Below are 1,431 nucleotides of genomic sequence, written 5' to 3'. Positions count from 1 at the left end.
CGCCAACCTCGTATCTGACCGCTACACCACCGCCTGAGGACAGGCAATGAGCAGGTCAAACACGCCTCATCCGCTATCACGCACCAGCTCGTAAGCGGCCAGCTCCAGGGTGGAGTTGGCTCGGTGGTCGTGTTCATAGTCGATCGGGCTGTGGTACCCGCACACGCTGTGTAGCCGATGGGTGTTGTAGAAGCCGGTGATCCACGTGGCGATCTTCAGCCGGGCCTCGGCGCGGGTGGCGAAGGTGTGCCGGTGGACGTATTCGACCTTGAGGACGCTGTTGAACGCCTCGCTGACGGCGTTGTCGGAGCACGAGCCGACCCGGCCCATGGACTGGGTCACGCCGAGGCGGCGGCAGGCCCGCTTGAACCGGCGGGAGACGTACTCGCTGCCGCGGTCCGAGTGAAAGATCACGCGCTTGACGTCGCCGCCGCGGGTGGCCGCAGCCATGTGCAGGGAGGCCACGACGAGATCGGCGTCGTGGCGCTCGCCCATTGCATAGCCGAGCAGGCGGCGCGAGAACAGGTCAATCACCGTGGCCAGGTAGAGTTTGCCCTCGCTCGTGACGGTCTCGGTCATGTACCCAGCCCAGACCTGGTCCGGAGCATCCGCGCTGAAGTCGCGGCGCACGAAATCCGGGGCAGCAGCCCACCGCCTGCCCGGGCGGGTGAGCCCGCGGCGTCGCTGTGTCTTCCGTCCGGCCAGGCCGAGCTCGGCCATGGTCTTGGCGACGGTGTTCACCGAGACGCGCCATCCCTCCCGGACAAGCGTGATCCAGATCTTCGGGGAGCCATAGGTGCCGCCCGAGGCGTCGAAGACCCGCCGGATGGCGTCGGCCAGCTGTCCGCGCCGCACCTCGCGGGCGGTAACAGGCTTGTCCTTCCACTTGTAGAACCACCACTCGCTCACGCCCAGGACGTGACAGGACACGGTGTGCGGAATGTTCTGCTCGGCCTTGCAGTCACTGATCACTCCGCCAAGCCGGGCCGGGTCCGCAGCAGCTACTTCACCCACAAGGCCATACAGCGTTTGAAGACATCACGTTCCATCTCCAGCTCGCGGATGCGCTTGTTCTTCTCGCTCATCTCCCGGCGCAGCCGTTCCAGCTCAGCGCGTTCACCCTCCCGCAGCCAGCCGCCCGAGGCGGTGGGCGCGGGCCGGTCGGAGGAGGCTGAACCGTTCCTCCTCCAGCGTGAGACCCAGCTGTGCAGCGTCCCCGGATGCACTCCGAGATCCTCGGCGACCTCCGGGATCGGTTTGCCCGTCTCGATCACGATGCGTACAGCGCCCTCACGGAACTCCGCGTCGTACTTCTGTTGCCTGGACCCCCACGCTCGTCATGACCACGTACGACGCCCTCGGCCCAGCTGCCGCTGAGTACGTCTTCGGCGCTGACCTGGTGCGCCGCGCTCGCAAGCTGGCGGGCGGCAG

At 66.9% G+C, this 1,431-nt stretch carries 1 protein-coding gene and 1 pseudogene; both read right to left on the bottom strand.

Annotated elements, in window-relative coordinates; all coding sequences use genetic code 11:
• Window positions 1-66 precede the first annotated feature (66 nt).
• On the bottom strand, window positions 67-972 hold the full coding sequence (locus ACZ53N_RS37395) for an IS3 family transposase (RefSeq protein WP_469145141.1): 906 nt from the start codon (window positions 970-972) through the stop codon (window positions 67-69).
• Window positions 973-1,001: 29 nt separating this feature from the next.
• Window positions 1,002-1,310: pseudogene (locus tag ACZ53N_RS37390) on the bottom strand (transposase); the annotation flags it as partial.
• Window positions 1,311-1,431: the final 121 nt, after the last annotated feature.

Source organism: Streptomyces sp. NPDC033229 (assembly GCF_055576875.1).
Note: the sequence above shows the minus strand (reverse complement) of the source record. Positions and strands in the feature narration are given on the sequence as shown.